26 protein-coding genes are annotated in these 26,943 nt (G+C 69.9%); 9 read left to right on the top strand and 17 right to left on the bottom strand.

The window, feature by feature from the left end; translation table 11 throughout:
* Positions 1-2: 2 nt before the first annotated feature.
* The 5 genes from alr to ACQEVG_RS23395 all read right to left on the bottom strand — a co-directional run bounded on the left by alr (position 3) and on the right by ACQEVG_RS23395 (position 5,912).
* On the bottom strand, positions 3-1,154 hold the full coding sequence (gene alr / locus ACQEVG_RS23415; protein WP_432987068.1) for an alanine racemase: 1,152 nt from the start codon (positions 1,152-1,154) through the stop codon (positions 3-5).
* Positions 1,155-1,348: 194 nt separating this feature from the next.
* A complete protein-coding gene (locus ACQEVG_RS23410) occupies positions 1,349-2,785 on the bottom strand; it encodes an NAD(P)H-hydrate dehydratase (protein WP_432987066.1) in 1,437 nt (478 codons plus the stop codon).
* 4 nt (positions 2,786-2,789) lie between these two features.
* The gene (locus ACQEVG_RS23405) at positions 2,790-3,158 is read right to left on the bottom strand and encodes a holo-ACP synthase (RefSeq protein ID WP_432987064.1); all 369 of its coding nucleotides are present in this window, start codon (positions 3,156-3,158) and stop codon (positions 2,790-2,792) included.
* A complete protein-coding gene (gene glmS, locus ACQEVG_RS23400; protein ID WP_432987062.1) occupies positions 3,155-5,002 on the bottom strand; it encodes a glutamine--fructose-6-phosphate transaminase (isomerizing) in 1,848 nt (615 codons plus the stop codon). Before glmS ends, ACQEVG_RS23405 begins: the two co-directional genes overlap by 4 nt.
* A gap of 70 nt (positions 5,003-5,072) precedes the next feature.
* Positions 5,073-5,912 (bottom strand): SDR family oxidoreductase, encoded by an 840-nt coding sequence (locus tag ACQEVG_RS23395; protein ID WP_432987060.1) that lies wholly within the window; start codon positions 5,910-5,912, stop codon positions 5,073-5,075.
* Positions 5,913-6,200: 288 nt separating this feature from the next.
* On the opposite strand from ACQEVG_RS23395, the gene ACQEVG_RS23390 reads away from it, so the two are divergent.
* The 4 genes from ACQEVG_RS23390 to ACQEVG_RS23375 all read left to right on the top strand — a co-directional run bounded on the left by ACQEVG_RS23390 (position 6,201) and on the right by ACQEVG_RS23375 (position 10,155).
* Positions 6,201-6,629: a DUF7144 family membrane protein gene (locus ACQEVG_RS23390; RefSeq protein WP_432987058.1), complete on the top strand. Its 429-nt coding sequence runs from the start codon at positions 6,201-6,203 to the stop codon at positions 6,627-6,629.
* 315 nt (positions 6,630-6,944) lie between these two features.
* Complete coding sequence (locus ACQEVG_RS23385) at positions 6,945-8,234, top strand: hypothetical protein (protein ID WP_432987056.1); 1,290 nt, start codon at positions 6,945-6,947, stop codon at positions 8,232-8,234.
* On the top strand, positions 8,231-8,776 hold the full coding sequence (locus tag ACQEVG_RS23380; RefSeq protein WP_432987054.1) for a potassium channel family protein: 546 nt from the start codon (positions 8,231-8,233) through the stop codon (positions 8,774-8,776). The genes ACQEVG_RS23385 and ACQEVG_RS23380 overlap by 4 nt, the downstream gene beginning before the upstream one ends.
* Entirely contained in the window at positions 8,773-10,155 is a 1,383-nt protein-coding gene (locus tag ACQEVG_RS23375) for a chloride channel protein (RefSeq protein ID WP_432987052.1), read from the top strand. Before ACQEVG_RS23380 ends, ACQEVG_RS23375 begins: the two co-directional genes overlap by 4 nt.
* A gap of 2 nt (positions 10,156-10,157) precedes the next feature.
* On the opposite strand, the gene ACQEVG_RS23370 is transcribed toward ACQEVG_RS23375, so the two are convergent.
* From ACQEVG_RS23370 to ACQEVG_RS23360, 3 genes are read right to left on the bottom strand one after another with little or no spacing between them, the layout of a single operon-like run.
* The gene (locus ACQEVG_RS23370) at positions 10,158-11,978 is read right to left on the bottom strand and encodes a glycoside hydrolase family 15 protein (RefSeq protein ID WP_432987050.1); all 1,821 of its coding nucleotides are present in this window, start codon (positions 11,976-11,978) and stop codon (positions 10,158-10,160) included.
* A gap of 39 nt (positions 11,979-12,017) precedes the next feature.
* Positions 12,018-12,293 carry an SHOCT domain-containing protein gene (locus ACQEVG_RS23365; RefSeq protein WP_432987048.1) on the bottom strand — a complete coding sequence of 92 codons (276 nt, stop codon included), beginning with the start codon at positions 12,291-12,293 and terminating at the stop codon, positions 12,018-12,020.
* 41 nt (positions 12,294-12,334) lie between these two features.
* Positions 12,335-12,787: a DUF6325 family protein gene (locus ACQEVG_RS23360; RefSeq protein ID WP_432987046.1), complete on the bottom strand. Its 453-nt coding sequence runs from the start codon at positions 12,785-12,787 to the stop codon at positions 12,335-12,337.
* A 273-nt stretch (positions 12,788-13,060) separates the two neighbouring features.
* Here ACQEVG_RS23360 and ACQEVG_RS23355 point away from each other — a divergent pair, with 273 nt between their 5' ends.
* The 4 genes from ACQEVG_RS23355 to ACQEVG_RS23340 are packed head-to-tail and all read left to right on the top strand — an operon-like array spanning position 13,061 to position 16,638.
* Positions 13,061-13,702 carry a GAP family protein gene (locus ACQEVG_RS23355; protein WP_432987044.1) on the top strand — a complete coding sequence of 214 codons (642 nt, stop codon included), beginning with the start codon at positions 13,061-13,063 and terminating at the stop codon, positions 13,700-13,702.
* A gap of 53 nt (positions 13,703-13,755) precedes the next feature.
* A complete protein-coding gene (locus tag ACQEVG_RS23350; RefSeq protein ID WP_432987042.1) occupies positions 13,756-14,679 on the top strand; it encodes a YhjD/YihY/BrkB family envelope integrity protein in 924 nt (307 codons plus the stop codon).
* The gene (gene coaA / locus ACQEVG_RS23345; protein WP_432987040.1) at positions 14,680-15,675 is read left to right on the top strand and encodes a type I pantothenate kinase; all 996 of its coding nucleotides are present in this window, start codon (positions 14,680-14,682) and stop codon (positions 15,673-15,675) included. It abuts the gene before it with no gap.
* Positions 15,676-15,687: 12 nt separating this feature from the next.
* Positions 15,688-16,638: a DUF389 domain-containing protein gene (locus ACQEVG_RS23340; RefSeq protein ID WP_432987038.1), complete on the top strand. Its 951-nt coding sequence runs from the start codon at positions 15,688-15,690 to the stop codon at positions 16,636-16,638.
* 110 nt (positions 16,639-16,748) lie between these two features.
* Here ACQEVG_RS23340 and glmM read toward each other — a convergent pair whose 3' ends face one another.
* The 5 genes from glmM to ACQEVG_RS23315 form a co-directional block, all read right to left on the bottom strand.
* A complete protein-coding gene (gene glmM / locus ACQEVG_RS23335; RefSeq protein ID WP_432987036.1) occupies positions 16,749-18,107 on the bottom strand; it encodes a phosphoglucosamine mutase in 1,359 nt (452 codons plus the stop codon).
* Positions 18,108-18,248: 141 nt separating this feature from the next.
* The gene (gene rpsI, locus ACQEVG_RS23330; RefSeq protein ID WP_432987034.1) at positions 18,249-18,767 is read right to left on the bottom strand and encodes a 30S ribosomal protein S9; all 519 of its coding nucleotides are present in this window, start codon (positions 18,765-18,767) and stop codon (positions 18,249-18,251) included.
* A gap of 44 nt (positions 18,768-18,811) precedes the next feature.
* Entirely contained in the window at positions 18,812-19,255 is a 444-nt protein-coding gene (gene rplM, locus ACQEVG_RS23325; protein ID WP_005313471.1) for a 50S ribosomal protein L13, read from the bottom strand.
* A gap of 250 nt (positions 19,256-19,505) precedes the next feature.
* Positions 19,506-21,056, bottom strand: coding sequence for a protein kinase domain-containing protein (locus ACQEVG_RS23320; RefSeq protein ID WP_432987031.1), 1,551 nt, complete (start codon positions 21,054-21,056; stop codon positions 19,506-19,508).
* A 133-nt stretch (positions 21,057-21,189) separates the two neighbouring features.
* Entirely contained in the window at positions 21,190-22,809 is a 1,620-nt protein-coding gene (locus ACQEVG_RS23315) for an ABC-F family ATP-binding cassette domain-containing protein (protein ID WP_432987029.1), read from the bottom strand.
* A gap of 54 nt (positions 22,810-22,863) precedes the next feature.
* Here ACQEVG_RS23315 and ACQEVG_RS23310 point away from each other — a divergent pair, with 54 nt between their 5' ends.
* On the top strand, positions 22,864-23,823 hold the full coding sequence (locus tag ACQEVG_RS23310; RefSeq protein WP_432987027.1) for a hypothetical protein: 960 nt from the start codon (positions 22,864-22,866) through the stop codon (positions 23,821-23,823).
* Here ACQEVG_RS23310 and truA read toward each other — a convergent pair.
* The 4 genes from truA to rpsK form a co-directional block, all read right to left on the bottom strand.
* Entirely contained in the window at positions 23,794-24,663 is an 870-nt protein-coding gene (gene truA, locus ACQEVG_RS23305; protein ID WP_432987025.1) for a tRNA pseudouridine(38-40) synthase TruA, read from the bottom strand. The two genes, ACQEVG_RS23310 and truA, sit on opposite strands and share 30 nt — an antisense overlap.
* Positions 24,664-24,735: 72 nt before the next feature.
* On the bottom strand, positions 24,736-25,233 hold the full coding sequence (gene rplQ / locus ACQEVG_RS23300) for a 50S ribosomal protein L17 (RefSeq protein WP_360878860.1): 498 nt from the start codon (positions 25,231-25,233) through the stop codon (positions 24,736-24,738).
* A gap of 131 nt (positions 25,234-25,364) precedes the next feature.
* A complete protein-coding gene (locus ACQEVG_RS23295; RefSeq protein WP_010473911.1) occupies positions 25,365-26,387 on the bottom strand; it encodes a DNA-directed RNA polymerase subunit alpha in 1,023 nt (340 codons plus the stop codon).
* Positions 26,388-26,496: 109 nt separating this feature from the next.
* Complete coding sequence (rpsK, locus tag ACQEVG_RS23290) at positions 26,497-26,901, bottom strand: 30S ribosomal protein S11 (protein WP_003956432.1); 405 nt, start codon at positions 26,899-26,901, stop codon at positions 26,497-26,499.
* Between the last annotated feature and the right edge of the window lie 42 nt (positions 26,902-26,943).

Below are 26,943 nucleotides of genomic sequence, written 5' to 3'. Positions count from 1 at the left end.
TCCTACTCGTCGCTGTCCTCGTTCAGATAGACGCGCGGAACCCTTGTTCCGATGCGGGTGACGATCTCGTACGCAATGGTGCCCGCTGCCTCGGCCCAGTCCTCGGCGGTCGGCTCACCCCGCAGGCCCGGTCCGAAGAGCAGCGCCTCGCTGCCTTCCTGGATCTTCTGCCCGCCAAGATCCACCACGAACTGGTCCATCGCGACCCGGCCGGCGACCCGCCGCCACTCGCCGCCGACCAGGACGGGTCCGCGTCCTGAGGCATGGCGCGGGATGCCGTCCGCGTAGCCGAGGGGGATGAGGCCGAGCGTCGTCTCGGCCTGTGTGACGTAGTGATGGCCGTAGCTGACGCCGTGGCCCGCCGGGACGTGCTTGACCAGGGCGACGGAGGCGGCGAGCGTCATCACGGGCCGCAGCCCGAAGTCCGCGGGCGTGCCGAGCTCCGGGCTGGGCGAGATGCCGTACATCGCTATGCCGGTCCGTACGAGATCGAAGTGCGCTTCCGGGACGGTCAGCGTCGCCGGGGAGTTGGCGATGTGCCGGACCTCGGGCTCGATGCCCTCTTTCTCGGCGTAGGCCACCATCTCGCGGAACAGCTCAAGCTGGGCGGTGATCGAGGGGTGGCCCGGCTCGTCGGCGCAGGCGAAGTGCGACCAGAGACCGGTGACCTTGACCGTGCCCTCGGCCTCGGCGGCGAGCGCGGCGGTCACCAGCTCGGGCCAGTCGGCGGGCTGGCAGCCGTTGCGCCCGAGGCCGGTGTCGGCCTTGAGCTGGATCCTGGCCGCGCGCCCGGCCCGGCGCGCCGCGGCGGTGGCCTCGGTGAGTGCCCACAGGCCGCTCACCGACATGTCGAGATCGGCCTCGATGCCCTCGCCCCAGCGGTCCCCAGGGGTCCACAGCCAGCACAGCACGCGCTCCTGGATGCCCGCAGCGCGCAGGGCGAGGGCCTCGTGGGGAGTGGCGGTGCCGAGCCAGGTCGCTCCGGCCTGGAGCGCGGCCCTGGCGCAGGGCAGCATGCCGTGTCCGTACGCGTCCGACTTCACCACGGCCATCAGGGCAGCCCGAGGCGCGCGGGCGCGCAGCGCGCGCACATTGGCGCGCAGGGCCGCGAGGTCGATCTCGGCGCGGGCTCGGAGAGGCGGTGGCTGGTTCATCGGGCCCAGTGTCTCAGAGGGGTACGACAGTGTTCGTACAACAGGTCGCGGTTTGAACGAGTGAGGGGCTGTGCGGTTGCTCACGGAGGCGCGCGTGTCTCCCACCCCGCCCCTTCCCGATCTGAGGGCAGGCCCCCAGGCCCCGGGCGGGGCCCGCCCCGGACACGCCCGAGGGACGTCCCGCGGGCGGAGACTCAGGACTGCACGTCGCGCCACGCGAAGCGCAGCGTCTGGGCCACCTCGTACGCCGTGATCGGCACTCCCTCCGACGCCGCGCGACGCGCCGCCAGGCCGTGCAGATACGCCGCCGCCGAGCCCGCGTCCCGCGCCTCCAGGCCCGCGGCGAGCAGTGAGCCCGCCAGACCCGACAGGACGTCGCCGCTGCCGGCCGTCGCCAGCCAGGGTGTGCCCATCGGGTTCACCCGGACCGGGGACCGGCCGTCGTCCGGCGCGGCGACCAGTGTCGTCGAGCCCTTGAGCAGCACCGTCGCCCCGTAGCGCGCGGCCAGTTCGCGTACCGAGGCGAGCCGCGCGGACTCGACCTCCTCGCGCGACACACCCAGCAGCGCGGCCGCCTCCCCGGCGTGCGGGGTCAGCAGTGTGGGCGCGCTCCGGCCCCGTACCGCCGCCGCGTCGAGCAGCCGCAGTCCGTCCGCGTCGACCAGTACAGGGACGTCGGAGGCCAGTACGTCGCGTACGGGATCGAGCCCGTCGCCGAGCCCCGGGCCCACGACCCACGCCTGCACCCGTCCCGCTTTCGACGGCGGCCCCGCGTGCACCAGGGCCTCGGGGAACCGGGCGATCACGGCGTCGGCACCGGGCCCGACGTACCGCACCGCACCCGCGCCGCCGCGCAGCGCGCCCGCCACGGCGAGCACGGCCGCGCCCGGGTAGCGCGCGGACCCGGCGGCCACGCCGACGACGCCGCGCCGGTACTTGTCGCTCTCCGCGGCCGGCACCGGCAACAGCCGTGCCACGTCCTCGTGTTGGAGTGCCTCCAGGTCGGGCACCGAGGGCAGGTGTTCCTCCAGGCCGATGCCGACGACCCGCACCGTCCCCGCGTACTCGCGCGCCGGATCGATCAGCAGCCCCGGCTTGTACGTCCCGAAGGTCACCGTGGCGTCCGCGTGCAGCGCCTCGCCCCGCACCTCCCCGGTGTCCGCCTCGACCCCGCTCGGCAGGTCGACGGCGACGACCACCGCATTGGACCCACGTGCCGCGCGCGCCACCGGTACCGCGTCCGGCCGCAGCCCGCCGCGCCCGCCGATCCCCGTGACGCCGTCCATCACCAGATCGGCGACGGCAAGCACCTCGAACGGGTCGTCCGCGACCCGCCCGCCCGCGCCGAGCAGGGCCGCGAGACCGCCCTCGTGCGTGCGCGACCCCAGGAGCACCGCCGAGACCCCGGCCCCGCGCCGGGCCAGCCGCGCCCCCGCGTACAGCGCGTCGCCACCGTTGTCCCCGCTGCCGACGAGCAGCACGACTCTCGCGCCGTACACCCGCCCCAGCAGCGCGGCACAGGTGGCGGCAAGCCCGGCGGCGGCCCGCTGCATGAGCGCGCCTTCCGGCAGCCGTGCCATCAACTCGGCCTCGGCGGCCCGTACGGTCTCCACGCTGTAAGCGGTACGCATACGGTCAACCCTCCGCGATCACCACGGCCGACGCCACCCCCGCATCATGGCTGAGCGACACATGCCACGACCGCACGCCGAGCGCGGCCGCCCGCGCGGCCACCGTCCCGCGCACCCGCAGCCGCGGCTGCCCGCTGTTTTCCACGTACACCTCCGCGTCCGTCCAGTGCAGCCCGGCGGGCGCGCCGAGCGCCTTGGCGACCGCCTCCTTCGCGGCGAACCGCGCCGCGAGGGAGGCATAACCGCGCTGCTCCCCGCTGGGCAGCAGCAACTCCCGCTCCAGGAAGATCCGTTCGGCCATTGCCGGGGTGCGCCGCATCGATGCGGCGAAGCGGTCGATCTCTGCGACGTCGATCCCCACCCCGATGATCATTCGACGGTGACAGACTTCGCGAGGTTGCGGGGCTGGTCGACCTCGTTGCCGCGCGCCGTCGCCAGCTCGCAGGCGAAGACCTGCAACGGCACGGTCGCGACCAGCGGCTGGAGCAGGGTGGGCGTCGCCGGGATGCGGATGAGATGGTCCGCGTACGGCACGACCGTCTCGTCCCCCTCCTCCGCGATCACGATCGTCCGCGCTCCTCGCGCCCTGATCTCCTGGATGTTGGAGACGATCTTGTCGTGCAGTACGGAACGCCCGCGTGGCGACGGCACCACGACCACCACCGGCAGATCGTCCTCGATCAGCGCGATCGGTCCGTGCTTGAGCTCGCCCGCCGCGAAGCCCTCCGCGTGCATGTACGCCAGCTCCTTGAGCTTCAACGCGCCCTCCAGCGCGACCGGATAGCCCACGTGCCGTCCCAGGAACAGCACCGTGTTCTTCTCAGCGAGCGAGCGCGCCAGCTCGCGTACCGGCTCCATCGTCTCCAGGACCTTCTCGACCTCGCCCGAGATCTGGGCCAAGTCCCTGATGACGGCCTGGATTTCGTCGCCCCACTTGGTGCCGCGCACCTGGCCCAGATACAGCGCGACCAGATAGCAGGCCACCAGCTGGGTCAGAAACGCCTTGGTCGAGGCGACGGCGACCTCGGGCCCGGCGTGCGTGTACAGCACCGCGTCCGACTCGCGCGGGATCGTCGAGCCGTTCGTATTGCAGATGGCCAGCACCTTCGCGCCCTGCGCGCGGGCATGCCGCAGCGCCATCAGGGTGTCCATCGTCTCGCCCGACTGGGAGATCGCGATCACCAGCGTCCGCCGGTCCAGGATCGGGTCCCGATAGCGGAACTCGCTCGCCAGCTCCACCTCGCACGGGATCCGGGTCCAGTGCTCGATGGCGTACTTGGCGATCAGGCCGGCATGGAAGGCCGTGCCGCAGGCCACAATGACGATCTTGTCGGCCTCCCGCAGCACCGACGTGGGGATGCGCACCTCGTCGAGGCTGAGGGAGCCCTCCGCGTCGATCCGCCCGAGCAGGGTGTCGGCGACCGCCTTCGGCTGTTCGGCGATCTCCTTGAGCATGAAGTAGTCGTAGCCGCCCTTCTCGGCGGCGGACGCGTCCCAGTCCACGTGGTACGAGCGCACCTCGGCCGGCAACCCGTCGAAGTCGGTGACGGTCACGCTCTCCCGGCGCAGCTCCACCACCTGGTCCTGGCCCAGCTCGATGGCGGAGCGCGTATGGGCGATGAACGCGGCCACGTCCGAGGCGAGGAAGGCCTCGCCCTCCCCGACACCCACCACCAGCGGGGAGTTGCGCCGCGCGCCGACCACCACATCCGGCTCGTCCGCGTGCACGGCGACCAGCGTGAAGGCGCCCTGCAACTGCCGGCACACCTGACGCATCGACTCCGCCAGATCCCCGCACGACGAGAACGACTCCGCCAGCAGATGCGCCACGACCTCGGTGTCGGTCTCGGACGCCAGCTCGTGCCCGCGCGAGGCCAGTTCGTCGCGCAGGGTCGCGAAGTTCTCGATGATCCCGTTGTGTACGACGGCGACGCGCCCGGCGTTGTCCAGATGGGGATGGGCGTTGGCGTCGGTCGGCCCGCCGTGCGTGGCCCACCTGGTGTGCCCGATACCGGTGGACCCGCTCGGCAGCGGCCGGATCACCAGTTCCTTCTCCAGATTGACGAGCTTGCCCGCCTTCTTCGCCGCGGCAAGCCCGCCGTCGGCGAGCACCGCGACACCGGCCGAGTCGTAGCCCCGGTACTCGAGCCGTTTGAGGCCCGCGATGACCACATCAAGCGCCGACTGTCCGCCGACGTAACCCACGATTCCGCACATAGCCGCAGCCTACGACTCCCGCGCGCCGCATCCGGCGAGTCCCAACGTGTTCGCAGCGTGCGGGGAGAGATCAGCCGCCGGTGGCGAAGCCGGGGAAGAGAGTCATCCCGCCGTCCACATAGAGGGTGCTCCCCACCACGTAGTCCATGAGGTCGGAGGCGAGGCCGACGACGGCGTACGCGATGTCCTCGGGGTCCCCGATGCGGTCGTAGGGAATCAGCTTCAGCAGTTCCTCCCGGGCCTCGGGCGTCTCCCAGGCGCTCTGGTTGATCGGCGTCCTGATGGCTCCCGGGGCGACCGCGTTCACCCGGATCTTCTGGGGAGCGAGTTCCTGCGCCAGCGTCTGCATCATCATCAGTACGCCGCCCTTGGAGGAGGCGTAATTGACGTGCCCCGCCCAGGGGATGAGCTGATGGACCGAGCTCATGCAGATGATCTTTCCGGCCGCGCGGGACACTTCGGGGACGACGCCACGGCGCAGAAACTCCTTCGTCACCTCCCGGGCGCACAGGAACTGTCCGGTGAGATTGACGTCCAGCACCTTCTGCCACTGGGCGAGTGTCATGTCGACGAGCCGGGCGTCCCGCTGCAGGCCCGCGTTGGCCACCAGGATGTCGATGGTGCCGAACTCCTGGACCATCCCGTCGACCATGGCGACGACTTGCTCCTCCTTGGAGACGTCGGCCTCGTACGCGGCGGCCTGCACGCCGAGGCTCTTGATCTCCTGGACGACCTCCTCGGCGGCGTCGCGGTCGGCAACGTAGTTCACGCCCACGTCGGCGCCCGCCCGGGCGAGTCCGATGGCGGTCGCCTTGCCGATACCGGAATTGGCGCCGGTGACGAGCGCCTTCTGGCCCTTCAGCAGCTGCGCGCTGAGCACGGCCTGTGCTGCGCCGGCGGTGGGATTCACGATGGTGTGCCTCCTCGGTGCGTGGCCCCGGTCCCGCAGACCGCAGCACCCGTCGAGCCGGCTCGTCAGGCAATCACCGGCGGGCGGGGGCGGCACCCTCTCCCGTCTCCCATTGGGCCGTTGGGCGGACCTTCTTCGCCCGGTCGGGCCCCCGCCCCGGCGGTCGTCGACCCGGCAACCGACCCTCCCGCGTGCGGATCATGCCGGAGAGGTGGAGGCTGGATTCAAGGCGTTCGGCCGTACGGGCCGCCCCGGCTCGTCGGCAGTACTAGTCGAAGGAAACGCACCATGAGCACTCATGCAGGCGTCCGACAGGACAGCGCGGGGCACAGCTCTCACAGCGGTTTCTCCACAGGATGGATGATGTTCGCCGCGGCCCTGATGGTCTTCGGCGGGTTCATGGCGATCTTTCAGGGCATCGCCGCCATCGCCAAGGACGACGTGTTCGTCGCCACCCGTGACTACGTGTACAAGTTCAACCTGACCGGCTGGGGCTGGATCCACCTGATCCTGGGCATTCTCATCGTGCTCGCCGGATTCGCACTGTTCAGTGGAGCCATCTGGGCGCGGTTCATCGGCGTCGCCGTGGCGGGCCTCATCATGATCTCGAACTTCATGTGGCTGCCCTACTACCCCTTCTGGTCCATCGTGCTCATCGCCATCAACGTCTTCATCATCTGGGCGCTCTGCGTCGCCCCACGCCCTGAGAAATTCTGACACCCGGCGGGCCGTCACGAACCGACGCCCCCTCTCCTGCACCCGGCAGCCGACTGCGTCCGGCGGCCCTCCTGTCGCACGATTCCCCCGGAGCGTTTCTCCTGGATGAGCGGCGGACAGCTCCGCCGCTCATACCCACGGGACCAGACGCAGGAGCGCTTCATGGCACCCCACGCATCCGAGCCGGATCCATCGGGTACCGGTCAAGGACCCGACGTCCCCCCTGCACCGAGCGGGCGGTCGGGCGACGCAGCCTCCGAAGGACCGTCCCGTGCGAAAGCCGGTGATCGGCCGCCCTCCGGTGATCAGGCATCGTTGGACGAACTGCGGCGCCGGGTAGCGGAACTGGAGGGCGGAAAGCGGCAGCGACACCGTGTCCGGTCGGTGCTCTCCGCCGTACTGGTCATCCTGGCCGCGCTCCTGTCCATCCTCTCGGTCGTCGCCGTATGGGTGAACAGCATCGTGGGAGACACCGACCGCTACGTCGCCACCGTCGCCCCACTGGCGCAGGATCCAGACGTGCAGACGGCTGTCACCAACCGGGCCACCAACGCGGTCCTGGCCCAGATCGACGTGAAGGCCCTGGTCGCCCAATTGTCCGATGCGGCGGCCCAGAAGGGCGTACCGCCCAAGGCTGCCGAGCTGATCAACAATCTGGACGGACCGATCGAGAGCGGCTTGAAGGAACTGATCAGCAGCACGGTCCGCAAGGTCGTCTCCAGCGGCGCGTTCGAGACCCTGTGGATCGACGCCAACCGGGTCGCTCATACCGCCCTGGACAAGGCGCTGACCGGTAAGGGCGGCGGCGCGGTCTCCTTGAAGAACAACGACGTCACCGTCGATCTGGGGCCGATCATCGCCAAGGCCAAGGACGAACTGGTCAAAGCCGGTTTCTCCCCCGCGGCAAAGATCCCCGAGGTGCACACCGAGTTCGTCGTGTTCTCCTCGGACGACCTCGGCAAGATCAAGACATATATGCGCATCCTGCAGATCCTCGGTACCTGGCTGCCGGTGGTGACGGTGGTCATCGCCGCCGCCGCGGTGTTCCTGTCGGCCCACCGCCGCCGCATCCTCATCGCGGCCGCGCTCTCGATCGCCTTCGCCATGCTGGTGCTCGGCGTCAGCCTCGCCATCTTCAAGAACATCTATCTCGACCGGCTGCCGCCGAGCGTGTACCAGCCCGCGGCGTCCGCGGTCTTCGACGATCTCGTCAGATTCCTGCGCTCCACCGTGCGTGCCGTGGCCGCTGTGGCGTTGGTGACCGCCATCGGCGCCTTCCTCATCGGGCCCTCCCGGGCCGCGGTCACCGTGCGACGTGCCGGAGCCGACGGGATCGGCTCCGTGCGGGGTGCGACCGAGTCGGCCGGACTGCGGCTCGGCCCGGTGGGGCGCTTCGTCCACCGCTACAAGCGCTGGATCGGCGGAGCCATCCTGCTGGCCGCGGTGCTCGTCCTCGTCACCTGGTCCTACCCGACCACTCCAGTGGTGCTGTGGATCGGGCTCGTCGTACTCGCGGCCTTCGCACTCCGTGAGTTCCTGGACGACGCCGGCTCACCGGACGGAGCCGGGCGGACCGGCGCGGACGCGCCGCCGAGACCGTCGTGACAGCTGATGACGGCGGCACGCTCAGCAACCGGCAGCGGCGCCGCATCCTGCTCGTTCCGCTGCTGCGCTCGACGGCCGCCGTGGCTGTGCTCACCGCGCTGTATTACGTGGCTCCGCTGGACCAGAGGACGGGCCTCGGTACGGTGATGGCGCTGATCGTGGGACTGCTCGCGTTCGGGGCTCTGGTCACCTGGCAGACGGTGGCCATCATCCGTGCCGAACATCCGCGGCTGCGCGCCATGGAGGCACTGGCCACGGCTGTGCCCCTGTTCCTGCTGCTGTTCTCCGCGACGTACTACATCCTCGCCAAAGAGCGGCCGTCGTCCTTCTCCGAACCCTTGAGCCGTACCGACGCGCTGTACTTCACGGTCACGGTCTTCGCCACCGTCGGCTTCGGCGACATCGTGGCCACGTCGCCGACCACCCGGGTGCTGACCACTGTGCAGATGGTCGCCGACCTGATCCTGTTGGGCCTGATCGCCAGGGTCATCTTCGGAGCTGTTCAGCTCGCGCTGGAGCGGCGGAAGGGACGAAATCCATGACGGAGCCGAGCGATCGGCAGGCAGCCTCCGACGGCACGACGCAGCCACCGGTGGCCGCGCAGCTGCGGGAGATACTGCGCGCTCCCGGCTACCTCAAGACGCTGGCGTTCAGCGCACTGATCGGTGTTCCGGTCTCCCTCGCCGCCTTCTGGTTCCTGGTCGGCCTGCACGAACTCCAGCATCTGCTGTGGGCAGATCTGCCGCAGGCTCTGGACTGGAGCACCCCGCCGTGGTGGTGGCCACTGCCGCTTCTCCTGGTGGCCGGAGTCGTCGTGGGGCTGGTCGTCACCCATCTGCCCGGCGCGGGCGGCCACATCCCCGCCTCCGGTCTGCACGCCGGAGGAGCCACGACGGCTGCACTGCCCGGAGTGATCATCGCGGCGGCGGCAAGCCTCCCGCTCGGCGCGACCCTCGGACCGGAAGCACCACTGATCGCCCTCGGCGGTGGGTTGGCGCTGCTTTTCAGGGATCTCGCCCGCGCCCCGGCCACTCCGATGAACACTGCGTTGCTGGGCGCCGCCGGCGCCGCGGCCGCCATCGCCGCGATCTTCGGCAATCCGCTCATCGCGGGGGTGCTCCTCATAGAGGTGGTGGGAGTGGGCGGCCCGCAGCTGTTCGCCGTCATGCTCCCCGCTCTGCTGTCGAGTGGAGTGGGAGCCGTGGTGTTCACCGGCTTCGGACGCTGGACCGGTCTGAAGACGGACAGCCTCAAGCTGAAGCTCCCGGAGCCTCCCTCCCAGCTGGACACCGGAGACGTGGTGTGGTCGATCCTGATGGCCGTGGCCATCGGCGCGCTGATGCACCTGGTGTTCGCCGGAGGACGGCTGACCGCGGCATTCGTCGCAGCGCAGACATTGGGCAGGACGGTTGTCTGCGCGGTGGCTGCCGGGGGCTGCGCGGCCCTGTACGCGGTCATCACCGACCGCTCACCGGCAGACGTCGCTTCGTCCGGGCAGGCCACCCTGACCACCATGGCCTCCGATCCCCATGCCTGGGGGGTCGGTGCCCTGCTGGCCGTGCTGCTCTTCAAATCCGCCGCCTACACGCTCTGTCTGGGCAGCCTGCGAGGCGGTCCCATCTTTCCCGCTCTGTTCCTGGGCGCGGCGGCAGGGGTACTGCTGTCGCCGCTGCCCGGTCTGGGGGTGGTACCCGGGGTGGCCGCGGGTATGGCGGCAGCCGCGACCAGTGCTTTGCGGCTACCGGTCAGCAGCGTGGTACTCGTCGTGCTGCTGCTCGGAAACTCCGCGACCATCCCCGTGGTGATCCTCGCGGCCGTGGTCGCCTTCGTCACGACCGAGCTGCTGCCCCCCGGGCCGTCGGCCCCGCCGCCCGAGCCGCAGGGCCAGGACAAGGACAAGGACGCGGCCACCAAAGCCTGACCTCAGCGGCTCTGTGCCCGGTCGAGGGCCTCGTCGAGAGTGGTGGCGGCCATGATGAGGGAGAGATGGGTGAACGCCTGTGGGAAGTTTCCGAGTTGCTCACCGCTGGGACCGATCTCCTCGGCGAACAGGCCCACATGGTTGGCATATGTGTGCATCTTCTCGAACGCGTAGCGCGCCTGAGGGATCCGCCCGGCCTTGGCCAGCGCGTCGACGTAGAGAAACGTGCAGAGGCTGAACGTGCCCTCCGAGCCGCGCAGACCGTCCGGGGAAGCGGTCGGGTCGTAGCGGTAGACAAGACTGTCCGAGACGAGCTTGCGGTCCACGGCGTCGAGCGTGGACAGCCAGCCGGGGCTCTTGGCGGCCAGGAACCGGACCCGTGGAATGAGCAGCAGGGAGGCATCCATGACATCGCCGCCGTAGTGCTGGACGAGGGCCTGCTCCTTGTCGCTCCACCCCCGTTCCATCACCTGGTCGAGGATGGTGTCCCGTGCGGAGGTCCACAGAGCGGTGTTCGCGGGCCGGCTGAACTCCTGTGCCAGACGCAGGCCGCGGTCGAAGGCGACCCAGCACATCACCCGGCTGTAGGTGAAGTCCTTGCGACCGCCGCGGGTTTCCCAGATGCCCTCGTCCGGGCGGTCCCAGGATTCGGCAAGCCAGTCGAGCGTCGAGGCGAGCCCCTTCCAGCCGTGGTATCCGGTCTGGACTCCCACTTCCTGGCCTTCGGCCAGGGCGTAGAGCGCCTCGCCGTAGATGTCGAGCTGGAGTTGATCCATGGCGGCGTTCCCGGCCCGCACCGGGGACGAGCCGCGGTATCCGTCGAAGTGATCGAGGATCTCCTCCGGGATGTCGGGATCTCCGTCGACCCGGTACATGATCTGCAGACGTTCGCCCGCAGAGCCCGCGCGATCGCGCATCCGGTCGCCGAGCCAGCGCGTGAACAGGGCCGCCTCGTCGACGAATCCGAGGTCCAGCAACGCCCGCACCGACAACGAGCCGTCACGAACCCAGGTGTAGCGGTAGTCCCAGTTGCGCTCGCCCCCGATCTGTTCGGGCAGACCCATGGTCGCCGCGGCGACCGGAGCGCCCGTGGGAGCGTAGGTGAGAAGTTTCAGGGTGATCGCGGAGCGGTTGACCATCTCCAGCCACCGGCCGCGGTACCGGGAATGGTGCAGCCAGTCCTGCCAGAAGTTGCCCACGGCGAAGAGCTGTTCGGTGAGCCCTTCCACCGTGGGGGGAGGGGGTCGCTCACCGTCCGGGTCACAGACAGTGAATTCGGCGGCGGCCGACCCGCCCGCGTTGAGTGTGACCTCGCCCCGGACGTCCAGCCCGTCACGTTCCAGGGGGATGGTGGCCCAGAGGTAGCCGGTCTGCTTCGGCGCCCTGAATGCCGCGCCCTCCGGGCGCAGTTCGAGGTCATGCTTGGCCCGCCCGTAGTCGAACCGCGGTCTGCACTCCAGAGCGAACCGCACGGTGCCGCGTACGCACCGTACGATGCGCACCAGCGTGTGCCGGTCCGTCGGCGTGAGCCCCTGGTCCGGCGGCATGCAGTCGATGATCTCACCGACGCCCTCGGGCGACATGAACCGGGTCACCAGGACTGCCGTGTCGGGGAAATAGAGCTGTTTGCAGACCGATTTGGCGTCGTCCGGAGCGAAGAGGAAATATCCGCCGCGGTCATGGTCGAGCAGGGCGGCGAAAATACTTGGTGAATCGAACCGGGGAGCCGCGAACCAGTTGATGACGCCTTGGGAGGAGACCAGAGCGGCTGTCTGCAGATCACCGATCAGACCATGGTCGGCGATAGGAGGATATCGGTCCATGGGCACTCCGATCGGGACCCCGACGAAACGGGATTTCGCTCAGGAGCTCAGGAGCTGACTCTTCTGAGCCTCGAACTCGGATTCAGTGAGGACACCCTGCGCCTTGAGATCTCCGAGTTCCTTCAATTGGGCGATTTTGCTCTCCATCGAAGGCGCGGGCGGGGGTGGAGGCGCGGCCTGCTGCTGTGCGGCGGCCGGCCGGCTGTCCTGTTCGGCCCATCGGCCGGCCTGTCGTCGCGACACACGGTTGGAGACCGCGGTCGCCGTGCCGGCGACGACGGCGGTACGGGCGACCCCGCGCAGTAGACCAGGCATGTGCTGTGTCCTTGTCTCGTGAGCAGCCGCTGCCGGCTTCCTCAGGAATCGGACCGGGCCTCGGCGGCTTCGAGTGAGGCCAGGAGGGCCTGAACCGGAATCCGTCCGCTGGCGACCAACTGGGCGCCGCCGCGCCGCAGCGCCGCCGCAAGGGGCGCGGCCCACAGGTTCTCGTACACGATGATCCCCGCGGAGCTTCCGGGCTCGAGCACGGCGGACGCGTCCTGAATGTCGTCCTCACCGAGCAGACCCGAGGACGCGCCCTCGAAGACGGCCAGGTCGAGTTCGCCGTCGCCGTCGATGTCCGCGATTTCCAGCCCGGTGACCGAGCCGTCGCGTTCCTTTCTGACAAAGCTGAGGTCGAGAATCCGGATAATTCCGCGCTCGACCAGATCGACGAGTAGCGGCAGGCCCTCGCCGGTCATCCGGTTGCCGGGAAACTCGACGACGAGATAGTCGACCGGACCCATTTCGTAAAATTCGTCGGCGCTCATACGGGCTCCTCTGGTTCGGCTCGCCAGGGGCTCATCCAAGGAGGAACCCTCTCCGAACTGCCGGGCGGCATTCACACCACCGAACCCATTGCATCACCGCACCGAACTCCATGCACCTCGGGTCGGCCCTCCTCCGGACGAGACCGGCCACGCAGGTCATCCCAATGGGCGCCCACCTTTCGCACTTCCACCGACTCCGTGTCTCGCTGGATTCGGGGGACGCATGGACGCGTCCGCCGAAGACCAGGACCCTGGAGGAGTGAGCACGCCGAGATGACGCTCGACCTCATCCTCATCGGCCTGGCGATCACCCTCGAACCGTTTCCGGTCATGGCGTTCATCCTGGTGCTGTCCGCGGAGAAGGGCGTACGCAAGGGCCTCGCCTTCCTGCTCGCCTGGCTCGCGTGCCTGGTCCTGGTGATCGCCTGTGTGCTGCTCTTCACCGGCGGGACGCCGCCCAAGGCGCGCTCCGCCCCGTCGACCGGGTCACTCGCCGCCAAACTGGCCATCGGCGTCGGGCTGATCGGCTACGGCGTGCACAGGCGTCGCCGCGCCGACCGCCCCCGACGGGACCCCGCAGGGCAGGCGAAGCCGCACGAGGTCTCTCCATGGACGGCGGCCGGCCTCGCAGTCCTCCTCCAACCCTGGGGGCTTGTCGCCGCGGGAGCCGCGACCGTGATGAAGGCGGATCTCTCGCACGCCGCCTCGTGGCTGACGCTGATGCTGTACTGCCTCCTGGCCACCTCCAGTCTGCTGGCGATGGAGCTGTACGCGACATTCCGGCCCGTCGCGGCCAGAGCCAAACTCGCGTCACTGCGTACCTGGATGACGGACCACCAGGACCAAGCCGTCGTCACTCTGTCCCTGGTAATGGGCTTCTGGCTGGCCGGCCGGAGCATCTACCAACTTGTCTGACGGCCCCGCGCACCCGGGCGGGCCGGCGAACACCGAGCGCAGAGGAGGCGAGGATGGCGCGGTGGCGAGCGTGGTCCCACGCCCTGGACGCCCGGCTGCGGCTGAGGCTCGCCGAGGCGCATACGCGTTTCCCCGTCATGGCGCGCCTCGTGTCGCGGATGCGCGCCGTCAACATCCTGGACGCCGCGACCCGGCTGGCAGCGCAGTCGTTCCTGACCGCGGTCCCCCTGCTCTTCGTGATCGCCTCCTTCGCCTCGAGCGGAGTGCGGAATCAGCTCGTCAGCTCCGTACGTACGGTCTTCGGCCTCACCGGAGCCGCGAACGCACAGCTGAATCAGCTTCTCGAGTCGCACGCGGGTGGCGTGCGCGACACCATCGGCGCGGTGGGCGCTGTCATGGTGCTCATCTCGGCGACAGCCGTCAGCCGGGCGCTGCAGCGGCTGTGCCGACGTGCCTTCGCCCTGCCGAAGACGGGCTCCAAGCTCGCCCCCTGGCGGTGGCTGGTCTGGATCGCCGTCTGGATGCTCGCCCTACTGGTGCAAGGGCCCCTGCGCGACGGCTTCGGCGCCGGGCTGTGGCTGGGCATCCCGCTGACCGCCGTCAGTCTGACCCTCCTCTGGTGGTGGACTCAGCACCTGCTGCTGGGCGGCCGGGTCCGCTGGCTGCCGCTGCTGCCCGGCGCGCTTCTCACGGCGGCGGCGTTGACCGCCCTGTCGGCCGGCGCGCGGATCTACATGCCGCGGGCGCTCAACCGCAGCATGGCGGAGTACGGATCGCTGGGATCGGTGTTCACCATGCTCTCGTGGCTGATCGTGGTCTGCGCCGCGATCGCCGTCGGCATCACGGTCGGTGCGGTCCTCGCGCAGGAGCCGTGGCTCGCCCGTCACCTCGGACCGTCCGTCGAGGAGGGGGGCCCGTCGGCGCCGCGTGACCGAGCACACCATCCAGAACCGCCGCCCAGCACCGACAATGTGTAGGTGATCTCTTCGCCGCCACGAAGCGCCCACCGCCGGGCCGAGCCTGCGTCGACGCCTTACGTCGACCTCACCCGCGCGGAGTGGAGCGCCCTGCGTGAAAAGACCCCGCTCCCCCTCACGGCCGAAGAGGTCGAGCAACTGCGCGGTCTCGGCGATGTCATCGACCTGGACGAGGTACGGGACGTCTACCTCCCGCTCTCCCGGCTGCTCAATCTGTACGTACAGGCCACGGCCGGTCTGCGCGGGGCGCTGAACACGTTCCTCGGCGACGCCGGGAACGGCCACGGCGAGCAGCGCGGCACCCCCTTCGTCATAGGCGTCGCGGGCTCCGTCGCGGTCGGCAAGTCCACCGTCGCCCGACTGCTGCAGGCCCTGCTCGCCCGCTGGCCCGAGCACCCGCGCGTCGAGCTGGTCACCACCGACGGCTTCCTGCTCCCCATGAAGGAGCTCCAGGACCGCGGTCTGATGTCCAGGAAGGGCTTCCCCGAGTCGTACGACCGGCGCGCCCTGACCCGCTTCGTCGCCGACATCAAGGCCGGCAAGGACGAGGTCACCGCCCCCGTCTACTCCCACCTGATCTACGACATCGTGCCCGGCGAGCGCCTGACGGTCGCCCGCCCCGACATCCTGATCGTCGAGGGCCTCAACGTTCTGCAGCCCGCGCTGCCGGGCAAGGACGGCCGCACCCGGGTGGGTCTGGCGGACTACTTCGACTTCAGCGTGTACGTCGACGCCCGCCCCGAGGACATCGAGCGCTGGTACCTCAACCGCTTCCGCAGGCTGCGTGAGACGGCCTTCCAGAACCCCTTCTCGTACTTCAGGAAGTACACCCAGGTCTCCGAGGAGGAGGCCCTGGACTACGCCCGTACGATGTGGCGCACCATCAACAAGCCCAATCTGCTGGAGAACGTGGCGCCGACCCGCGGCCGTGCCACGCTGGTGCTGCGCAAGGGCCCCGACCACAAGGTGCAGCGCCTGTCCCTGCGCAAACTCTGAGGAGCCGCCCGCGTGCTGCATCTGCGCCTGATCACCCCGGCCGACCGCACCGCCGAGGTGGTCCGGCTTATCGAGCGGACCGTCGGCACGGCGCATCTCGCCCTCGTCCCAGGCACCGCCCTCAATCCCCCGGGCGACCTGGTGATGTGCGACGTGGCCCGGGAGGCGGGCGATGAGCTGATCGGCGCGCTGCGGGCGCTCGGTATCGACGAGACCGGCTCGATCGCCGTCGAGAACATCGACCTGTCGCTCTCCAGGCGCGCCGACAAGGCGGAGGAGGAGGCCCCGGGCGAGGGCGCGGACGCGGTGCTGTGGGAGCACCTGACGGATGCGACCGACGAGGAGTCGACGCTCTCGGTCACGTACATCGCCTTTCTGACACTGGCGACGATGATCGCGGCGTGCGGCGTGGTGCTCGACAACGCGATCCTGATCGTGGGCGCGATGGCGGTGGGCCCGGAGTTCGGCCCGCTGGCGGGCATCTGCACAGCGTTGGTGCAGCGCGCCCCGCGGCTGGCGTGGCGCTCGTTCCAGGCGCTGATCGTCGGCTTCGCCGCGGCCATGCTGGCCACGGTGGCCTTCAGCTACTTCATGGACGCGGTGGGCCTCTTCGAGGCGTCGCAGCTGACGGCCGAGCGCCCCAACACCAATTTCATCTACCGCCCGGACTGGTTCTCCTTCGTCGTCGCCGTGCTGGCCGGCGCGGCCGGGACGCTCTCGCTGACCTCGGCGAAGTCGGGCGCGCTGGTGGGCGTGGCGATCTCGGTGACGACGGTCCCGGCGGCGGCGAACGCGGCGGTGGCATTCAGCTACCAGAAGTACAAGCAGGCGTGGGGCTCGACTGAGCAGCTGCTGCTGAATCTGCTGGGCATCGTGCTGGCGGGCGCGCTGACGCTGCTGGTGCAGAAGTACCTCTGGGCGAGGCAGCGGGCGCGTACGGCGGCAAGAACGACGCTGGGCTGACGCCGGGGGGCAGGCAGAAGCGCCCGGCCCGAACCGTCATGGTCCGAACCGGGCGCAGGGGAAAGCACGGCGGGGCGGGCCGGGTCCACCGGCGCGCCCCGCCATCCGTATCAGCCGAGCGCGGACTTCACCGCGTCCGCCAGCCGGCCGGCCACCGAGCGGGCCTGCTCGATGTCGGCGGCCTCGACCATGACGCGTACCAGCGGCTCGGTGCCCGAGGGACGCAGCAGTACGCGACCGGTGGCACCCAGCTCGCGCTCCGCCTCGGCGACCGCGCCGGCCAGCTCCGTAGAGGTGTTCACCCGCGCCTTGTCCACGTCCGGCACATTGATGAGCACCTGCGGCAGCCGGTCCATGACCCCGGCAAGATCGGCCAGCGAGCGGCCCGTCGCGGCGACCCGGGCCGCCAGCATCAGGCCGGTGAGCGTGCCGTCGCCGGTCGTGGCGTGGTCGAGCACGATGACGTGCCCGGACTGCTCGCCGCCGAGCGCGTACCCCTCGGCCTTCATCGACTCCAGGACGTACCGGTCGCCGACCGCGGTCTGCACCAGCTGTACGCCCTCGCGCTCCATCGCCAGCTTGAAGCCGAGGTTGGACATCACGGTGGCGACAACGGTGTCCCCGCGCAGGGTCCCGGCCTCGCGCATGGCGAGCGCCAGCACGGCGAGGATCTGGTCGCCGTCGACCTCGTTGCCCGCGCCGTCCACGGCGAGGCAGCGGTCGGCGTCGCCGTCGTGGGCGATGCCGAGGTGGGCGCCGTGCTCGACGACCGCGGCCTTCAGCAGGCCGAGGTGCGTGGAGCCGCAGCCGTCGTTGATGTTGAGGCCGTCCGGGTCCGCGCCGATGGTGATCACCTCGGCGCCCGCCCGCGCGAACGCCTCGGGCGAGACACGGGCGGCCGCACCGTGCGCCTCGTCAAGGACGACCTTGAGCCCGTCGATCCGGTTCGGCAGCACCGCGAGCAGATGGGCCACGTACTTGTCGAAGCCCTCGTCGTAGTCGGACACGCGGCCCACGCCCGCACCGGTCGGCCGGTCCCAGGGAGCGCCGGTGCGGTGCTCCTCGTACACGGACTCGATCCTGTCCTCGAGCTCGTCGGCGAGCTTGTGACCGCCGCGCGCGAAGAACTTGATGCCGTTGTCGGGCATGGCGTTGTGGCTCGCGGAGAGCATCACGCCGAGGTCGGCGCCGAGGGCACCGGTGAGATACGCCACCGCGGGGGTCGGCAGTATGCCGACGCGCAGCACGTCCACGCCCGCACTTGCGAGGCCCGCCACGACGGCGGCCTCCAGAAACTCTCCCGACGCACGCGGATCACGTCCGACCACGGCGGTCGGCCGATGCCCCTCAAAGGTCCCCGCCTCGGCGAGCACATGCGCCGCAGCGACCGAAAGGCCGAGCGCGAGCTCAGCCGTCAGATCCGCATTGGCGACACCGCGCACGCCGTCCGTGCCGAAGAGTCGTCCCACAGCTGTCCTCCGAAAATGCTCCGAAAATGCAAGCCCCCGAGCGCCGTAGCCCGTTATACGCCCGAGGTGGTCCATAAACGAACGCCCCGGCAGCACGGAGTGCCGCCGGGGCGAACGAAAGCCGTACAGGCCAGCGAGCGATTAACGCTTGCTGTACTGCGGGGCCTTGCGGGCCTTCTTCAGACCGGCCTTCTTGCGCTCGACCGCACGGTCGTCGCGGCTCAGGAAGCCCGCCTTCTTCAGCGGCGCGCGGTTGTTGTCCACGTCCGCCTCGTTCAGGGCGCGGGCCACGCCGAGGCGCAGGGCGCCGGCCTGACCGGAGACGCCGCCACCCGAGATGCGGGCGATGACGTCGTAGCGGTTGTCGAGCTCGAGCACCTTGAAGGGCTCGTTGACTTCCTGCTGGTGCACCTTGTTGGGGAAGTAGTCCTCAAGGGTGCGACCGTTGATCTTCCACTTGCCGGTGCCCGGAACGATCCGGACGCGGGCAATGGCGTTCTTGCGACGGCCCAGGCCGGCAGCCGGCTGCGGGTCGCCGAAGCGGGAAGCAAGGGACTCGGAGGTGTACTCACCCTCGACGGGGGTCTCCGACTCGAAGGTGGTGACCTCCGCGTAGGTCTCTTCGCCCTCGACGGGGGTCTCTGCAGTGGTCTCGGCCACGATTCTCCTCAGATCTTTCTGTACGTCTTAGGGGGTGGCCGGAACTACTGCGCGACCTGGGTGATCTCGAACGGGACCGGCTGCTGAGCAGCGTGCGGGTGCTGGTCGCCCGCGTAGATCTTCAGCTTCGAGAGCATCTGCCGACCCAGGGTGTTCTTGGGGATCATGCCCTTGATGGCCTTCTCCACAGCCTTCTCCGGGCTCTTGGCAAGCAGCTCGTCGTAGCGGACGGAGCGCAGACCACCCGGGTACCCGGAGTGGCGGTACGCCATCTTCTGGGTCTTCTTGTTGCCGGAGAGGTGAACCTTCTCGGCGTTGATGATGATGACGAAGTCGCCCATGTCCATGTGGGGGGCGTAAGTCGGCTTGTGCTTGCCCCGGAGGAGGTTCGCTGCCGTAGTCGCCAGACGGCCCAGGACAATGTCCTGCGCGTCGATGATGTGCCACTGGCGCGTGACATCGCCGGGCTTGGGGCTGTACGTACGCACGGTCGTAGCCTTCGCTTCTTCAGTGATGGGGCCTCCCCAAGCCCCAAGGCTTAGGGGAAGGGTCCTGACAGGTCACCCGGACGATCACGACAGCCTTGGCGGCGCTACGGGGACGCAACCCGAGTGCCTGCCGCTGGTCATCGGCCCGGTGGACCGGCGTAAGGGCCCCTCACGTGAGATAGAGCAAGCCAATACGCATAACGAACCAGAAGAATACCCGCGCTCCCCCGGTCGGGTCAAAACGCCGCCGTCAGGGGGCACCCAGTACCTTGGCCAGAAACTGGGCCTGGTCGCGCTCCAGGCCGACGGCGATCGGCGCGCTCCCGCCCGGCAGCCGCTCCAGTATCGCCGGGCTGGCCAGCAGCCGGTCGTCACCCTGGACGAACGCCAGGTGGTTGTGCGGCTCGGCCCGGCCCGCGACGTTCCCGGTCAGCTCGGCGAACTTCGCCTTGTCGGCGTCCTCGAAGGTGACCATGACGGCCCACCCCTTCGCCCCCGGCCCCGTGTCCTCGAAGGCAGTCACCTTCTTGAATTTGTTGACGGTCATCCCGGGAGCCGTCGATACGACGACACAGGTCTGCGTGTCGTAAGAGGCGAAGCCCCGTCCGTCGGGCACGGGCGTCCGCGTCGGGAGGAGCCCCGGGTCCGGTCCGGTCGAGCACGAGCCCCGGAACTCGCTCTCCACCTCCAGGATGCGCACGGGCTTGTCCGGCACACCCGCCGCCTGGTCGCCCTCCCAGGGCCGTACCACCAGGCCCACCGCGAGCGCCGCCACCGCGAGCCCCGCCCCGCCGCCCGCCCACCACAGCCTGGTACGCCGTACGGGAGCCGGCGCCGCCAGGTGTGAGGTCGGCCGGGGCAGGGGCACCGCATCCGTCACCGCGTCCGGCTGCACCCGCCGCCGGGCGTCCTCCACCGCGCGGTTCCGCCGCTCCCGGTGCCCTTCGATGGCCTCGATCCACGACGGGTTCAGCCAGTCCTCGCCGCCGCGGGCGTCCGGCCGCTCCCCCAGCCGGGACGCGCACAGCGCCAGGATCTCGGCGGGAGCGGGCCGCTCGGCCGGGTCCAGCGCCAGACAGGGCAGGACCAGCGCGTCCAGCTCCGGCGGCAGCCCGGAGACATCGAGGTCGCCCGTCGCGGCACGCACCAGCTGCTCCATCGCGGAGCCCGCGCCCCCCTCGCGGTACGGCGCCCGGCCCACCGCGAGAAAGAAGAGTGTCGCCCCCAGCGAGAAGACGTCCGAGGCCGCGGTGGTGGGTTCGCCCCGAGCCTGCTCGGGCGCGGCGTACGCGACCGTCCCGAGTGCCGCCTGCGTACGGGTCACATCACCGGCCTGCGAGATGCCGAAGTCGATCACCCGCGGGCCTTCGACCGGCAGCAGTACGTTCGACGGCTTGACGTCCCGGTGCACCAGACCGGCCGCGTGGATGGACACCAGAGCCTCGGCCATGCCGGCGGCCACCCAGTGCAGGGCGCTCGGACCGAGCGGCCCGCAGCCTTCGACCAGATCCCTCAGCGAGGGCGCGGGGATGTACTCGGTCGCCATCCACGGCACCGCGGCGTGCGCGTCGGCCTCGACGACGCTCGCGGTGTACACGCCCCGGACCCGCTGTGCCAGGACCACCTCGCGGGCGAACCGCCGACGGTCGTCCACGCCGTCGGTGAGCAGTGTTTTGACGGCGACCGTGCGCCCGCCGGGCGAGCGGGCGAGATAGATCCGCCCCATGCCTCCGCTGGCCAGTTCGGCCAGCACCGTGAACGGCCCGAAACTGCTGTGCCCCACCGGGAGCGCATCCGCCACCCCGTCACCCTGCATGCCCGCCCCCCGGGTCCGCCCCACCCGACAACGGGCGCCACTCTAACGGCGTTTGGTCCCTGCGCTCCAGAGCAACCGGGACCTCACGCCGCGCCCAGCGGCCGATGCGCGGCCGAGGTCACCGCGCACGCTCCACCCGTCGCTCGTCCCACACCGGCTCCGTCGACTCCCGTACGACCCCGTCCGAGCCGAAGACCAGGTACCGGTCGAACGACTTCGCGAACCACCTGTCGTGCGTGACCGCCAGCACCGTCCCCTCGTACGCCTCCAGGCCCTCCTGCAGCGCCTCCGCCGACTCCAGGTCCAGGTTGTCCGTCGGCTCGTCGAGGAGCAGCGCGGTCGTCCCCGCCAGTTCGAGCAGCAGGATCTGGAACCGTGCCTGCTGGCCGCCCGAGAGCTTCTCGAAGCGCTGGTCCCCCTGCCGCTCCAGCTCGTACCGCCGCAGGACCGACATCGCCCCGCCCCGGTCCTTGGCGTGCTCCGTCCACAGAATGTCGACCAGCGTCCGCCCCAGCAGCTCCGGATGCGCATGCGTCTGCGCGAAGTGCCCGGGGACCACCCGCGCCCCCAGCTTCCACTCCCCCTTGTGCGCCACCGGCTCCCCCGCCAGCAGCCGCAGGAAGTGCGACTTCCCGGACCCGTTCGAGCCGAGGACGGCGACCCGCTCCCCGTAGAAGATCTCCAGCGAGAACGGCTTCATCAGGCCGGTCAGCTCAAGCCCCGCGCAGGTCAGCGCGCGCACCCCGGTCCGCCCGCCGCGCAGCCGCATCCGGATCTCCTGCTCCCGCGGCGGCTCCGGCGGCGGCCCCGCCTCCTCGAACTTCCTGAAGCGGGTTAGCATCGCCCGGTACCGCGACGCCATGTCCGGGCTGATCGCCGCCTGCTGCCGCAGCCGCAGCACCAGCGCCTTCAGCCGCGCATGCTCCTCGTCCCAGCGCCGCTTCAGCTCCTCGAAGCGCGCGAACCGCTCCTTGCGCGCCTCGTGATACGTACCGAAGCCGCCGCCGTGCACCCACACGTCCGACCCCGCCGGACTCGGCTCCACACTCACGATCCGCTCGGCGGCCCGGGCCAGCAGCTCCCGGTCGTGAGAGACGAAGAGCACCGTCTTACGGGTCTCCTTCAGCCGTTCCTCCAGCCATCGCTTGCCCGGCACGTCCAGATAGTTGTCCGGCTCGTCGAGGAGCAGCACCTCGTCAGGACCCCGCAGCAGCGCCTCCAGCACCAGCCGCTTCTGCTCGCCCCCACTGAGGGTGCGGGCAAGCCGCCACTGCGCGCTCTCGTACGGAACGCCCAGCGCGGCCATGGTGCACATGTCCCAGACGGTCTCGGCCTCGTACCCCCGCGCCTCCGCCCAGTCGCTCAGCGCCTGCGCGTACTTCATCTGCGCGGCCTCGTCGTCGACCGTCATGATCAGGTGCTCCGCGGCGTCCACCTCGGCGGCGGCCGCGCGGATCCGCGGCTGCGCCACCGACACCAGCAGGTCCCGTACGGTCCGCTCGTCCCGCACCGACCCGACGAACTGCGGCATCACACCGAGCCCGCCGCTCGCCGACACCGCCCCGCCGTGCGGCTGCAGCTCCCCCGCCATCAGCCGCAGCAGCGTCGTCTTGCCGGCGCCGTTCGCCCCGACCAGGGCGACCACCGCGCCTTCGCCCACCCGGAAGGAGGCGTCACCGAGGAGCACCCGCCCGTCCGGTAGGTAGTACTCCAGGTGCGCTGCCTCTAGATGTCCCATGCTCCGATTCTCGCCGTCGTCATCCCCGCGCCCAACAGGTTTAGGATGCGCGGCATGAGCTTTGGGCAGGGGGGACCTCAGTGGGGGTCCGGTGGACAGAACCAGGACCCGTACGGAGGTCAAGACCCGTACGGGCGACAGGACCGGTACAACTTCGGGCAGAACGACCCGGATCCGTTCGGTCTGCGTGCCTCGGCGGCCGACAACACACCGGACTGGGCCGCGCTCGCCGACGCCTCCGCGACCCGTGCCCGCCGCAGGCGATGGCTGCTGATAGGCGGCGGCGCACTCGCGACCGCCGCGATCGCCGGCGTCGTGGCGACCGGGATCGTCGCCTCCAACAGTGACGAGGACAACCGCTCTTCGGGCAAGAACGCCGGCGAGCTCCCCACGGCGCCCGACCTGCCCAGCGACACGACCCAGCCCGAGCCGTCCTTCTCCTCGGTCGCCCCGCTGCCTCCGCCGAACCCGAAGGACTTCATCTCCGACGAGAAGAAGGACACGGCACCGCTCAGTGCGGAGTCCCTCTTCCCGGGCAAGAAGCTGACCATGGGCGACCGGGTCTACGCCAAGGGCGCCACCGCCCGCACCGGCACCTGCCCCTCCGCCACCCAGGGCGCTCTCGGCTCGATCCTCGAGAGCAACGGCTGCGACCAGGTCTTCCGCGCCACCTACAGCAAGGACGGCATCGCGGTCACCATCGGCGTCGCCATCTTCGGCACCGAGACGGAGGCCAAGAAGGCGGCCCAGCAGGCGAAGGGCAATGTCGCCCCGCTCGCCGGCGCCGGCGTCCCCAGCTTCTGCAAGGGCGGCCCGGTCTGCCGGTTCACCGCCAACTCCTACGGCCGCTACGCCTACTTCACCGCCACCGGCTACACCAAGGCCAAGTCCGTCACCTCGGGCGACAGCAAGGCCTTCCAGACGGGCGACGACCTCGCCGAGTTCACCTTCCGTCAGATCGTGCGCCGCGGCGAGGCCCAGGCCTCAGCAGCAGCCGCCAACCCCGCCGGCTGACCCCGGCAGCGAACGCCTGTTGCGGGCCTCCCGGTTCCGGGCGGCCAGCAACTCGTCGGCGGGATAACCGACTTCCTCCAGCGTGAGGCCGTGCGGCCGCACCACATGGACGGCCGAGTCCCGCACACCCGCGGCCAGCACCTTGCCCGGCCAGTCCACCGGACGGTGGCCGTCTCCCACGAACAGCAGCGCGCCGACCAGCGAGCGCACCATGTTGTGGCAGAAGGCATCGGCCTTCACGGTCGCGGTGATGATCCCGTCCGCGTCCCGCTCCCACCGAAGCTGCTGCAGCGTACGAATGGTGGTGGCGCCCTCACGCTTCTTGCAGTACGCCGCGAAGTCGTGCTCCCCCACCAGCTTCTCGGCGGCGGCGTTCATGGCCTCCACGTCCAACGGCCAGTCGTGCCAGAGCACATGGCCGCGCAGCAGCGGATCGACGCCCGCGGGGTGGTCGGTCACCCGGTACGCGTACCGCCGCCAGATCGCCGAGAAGCGCGCGTTGAACCCGGCCGGAGCCTCGGCGACCCGCCAGATCCGGACATCGCGCGAGAGCCGCCCGGCCAGCCGCTTCAGCAGCTTCTCCTGGTGCTCGGCCCAGACGCTCCGCGGCAGATCGACGTGCGCGACCTGCCCGCGGGCGTGCACCCCGGCATCGGTACGCCCGGCGACGGTCAGCTCGTACGTCTGCGAGGAGCGCGTGACCGTACGCAGGGCGTCCTCGATCTCCCCCTGGACCGTCCGCTGCCCGCGGGCCTGCTTGGCCCAGCCGGAGAAGTCCGCCCCGTCGTACGACAGGTCCAGCCGCACCCGTACACATCCGGGCTCCACCTCATCGCTCACGCGACAGATCCTCTCAACGCGGAAGGGCCCGCTCCCGTGAGGGAGCGGACCCGTCCATCAGCCTCGGAACGCTCAGGCGTCCTTGGACTCGGCGGCCTCGTCGGCCGGCGCGGCGTCCTCGACAACCTCGGCCTCGGCGGCCTTGGTCTCGGACTCCTTGACCGCACGCTTGGTCGCGGCCTCGGCCTCGGCGACGGTCGCCTTCTTGGCGATCTCACCCTCGACCAGCTCGATCACAGCCATCGGGGCGTTGTCGCCACGACGGTTGCCGATCTTGGTGATGCGGGTGTAGCCACCCGGGCGCTCGGCGTAGCGCGGGGCGATCTCGGTGAAGAGGGTGTGCACGACGCCCTTGTCCGTGATCGTCTGCAGCACCAGGCGACGGTTGTGGATGTCGCCCTTCTTCGCCTTGGTGATCAGGCGCTCGGCGACCGGACGCAGGCGGCGGGCCTTGGCCTCGGTCGTGGTGATGCGGCCGTGCTCGAACAGCGACTTCGCGAGGTTCGCGAGAAGCAGACGCTCGTGCGCGGCACTGCCGCCGAAACGGGCTCCCTTGGTGGGACGCGGCATGGTGTTTCTCCTTGTGATCTGCACCGGCCGTATCAGGTACCGATGTCAGTTACCGGTGGGCGGCCGCCCACCGGAAGTGTGTGATCAAGCCCGTCCGGCGATCGAGAAGTCGATCGCCGGACGGGTCCCGATCAGTACTGCTCGGTCTCGACGAAACCGGCGTCCGCGTCGTCGTCGGCGCCAAAGGCGTCGGCGGCGGCGGTCGGGTCGAATCCGGGCGGGCTGTCCTTCAGGGCCAGGCCCATGCCGGCCAGCTTCGCCTTGACCTCGTCGATCGACTTCGCACCGAAGTTGCGGATGTCGAGCAGGTCCGCCTCGGAGCGGGCGACGAGCTCACCCACGGAGTGGATGCCCTCGCGCTTGAGGCAGTTGTACGAACGAACGGTGAGCTCGAGCTCCTCGATCGGCAGCGCCAGGTCGGCAGCGAGCGCGGCGTCCGTCGGGGACGGACCCATGTCGATGCCCTCGGCGTCGATGTTGAGCTCGCGCGCCAGACCGAACAGCTCGACCAGGGTCTTACCGGCCGACGCCATGGCGTCACGGGGACGCATGGCCTGCTTGGTCTCGACGTCGACGATCAGCTTGTCGAAGTCGGTGCGCTGCTCGACACGGGTCGCCTCGACCTTGTACGTGACCTTGAGCACCGGCGAGTAGATCGAGTCGACCGGGATACGGCCGATCTCCTGGCCCAGCTGCTTGTTCTGCACGGCGGAGACATAGCCGCGACCGCGCTCGACGGTCAGCTCCATCTCCAGCTTGCCCTTGCCGTTCAGCGTGGCGAGCACCAGGTCGGGGTTGTGCACCTCGACACCGGCCGGCGGGGCGATGTCAGCGGCGGTGACCAGGCCCGGACCCTGCTTGCGCAGGTACATCACGACCGGCTCGTCGTGCTCCGAGGAGACGACCAGCTGCTTGATGTTCAGGATGAGGTCGGTGACGTCCTCCTTGACGCCCGGCACGGTGGTGAACTCGTGCAGGACACCGTCGATACGGATGGACGTGACCGCCGCACCCGGAATCGAGGAGAGGAGCGTACGGCGGAGCGAGTTGCCGAGGGTGTAGCCGAAGCCCGGCTCCAGCGGCTCGATCACGAACCGTGAGCGGTACTCGTCGACGACCTCTTCGGTCAGCGAAGGACGCTGAGCGATAAGCATGAGAAATGCCTCCAGTCTTGGCACCCACTATTTGATGCCAACGGAACAAGGGTACGGGCGGTACGGCACCGAAGCGCCATACCGCCCGCAAAGTCCTACCCGCGAGGGGTCAGACGCGGCGACGCTTCGGGGGGCGGCAGCCGTTGTGCGGGGTGGGGGTGACGTCCTGGATCGAACCGACCTCGAGGCCCGTGGCCTGGAGGGAGCGGATCGCGGTCTCACGGCCGGAGCCGGGACCCTTGACGAAGACGTCGACCTTGCGCATGCCGTGCTCCTGCGCGCGGCGGGCGGCCGACTCGGCGGCCATCTGCGCGGCGAAGGGGGTGGACTTGCGCGAGCCCTTGAAGCCGACGTGGCCGGCGGAGGCCCAGGAGATCACGTTGCCCGAGGGGTCCGTGATCGAGACGATCGTGTTGTTGAACGTGCTCTTGATGTGGGCGTGCCCGTGAGCGACGTTCTTCTTTTCCTTGCGGCGCACCTTCTTGGCAGCGCCCTGACGACCCTTGGGGGGCATCTATTACTCCTACGGGAGGTGGTCGGTCCTACAGCGAAGACC

Source organism: Streptomyces sp. CA-135486 (genome assembly GCF_050936555.1).
In the GTDB taxonomy this organism is placed as follows: Bacteria; Actinomycetota; Actinomycetes; order Streptomycetales; family Streptomycetaceae; genus Streptomyces.
This window is presented reverse-complemented; position numbering and strand designations above follow the sequence as displayed.